This window comes from Flavobacterium polysaccharolyticum (genome assembly GCF_038739875.1).
Lineage (GTDB): Bacteria > Bacteroidota > Bacteroidia > Flavobacteriales > Flavobacteriaceae > Flavobacterium > Flavobacterium polysaccharolyticum.
In genome coordinates, this window is sequence record NZ_JBCGDP010000128.1 from 1 (window position 1) to 204 (window position 204).

A 204-nucleotide genomic window follows, 5' to 3' on the forward strand; every position below is an offset into this window, starting at 1 on the left:
ACTGTAATTAATGCATTGGCAGTAGCTGTTCCTCCATTTCCATCGGTGATCACATAAGGAATGCTTACTGGGGTCGCGGAATTGAAGTTCGCTGCTGGGGTGAAAGTAATCACTCCTGCTGCGGTAATATTTACCGTGCCGTTGGTCACCGCAATCACTTGCGCTATGCCTGGGGTTAAGGTCGTGCCGTTGATGCTGGTGATG

The 204-nt window shown here is 50.0% G+C and carries 1 protein-coding gene; it reads right to left on the reverse strand.

Going from position 1 to position 204, the window contains the following annotated elements; translation table 11 throughout:
• On the reverse strand, positions 1 to 204 hold a 204-nt coding region (locus WFZ86_RS20365), incomplete at both ends, for an Ig-like domain-containing protein (protein WP_342693649.1).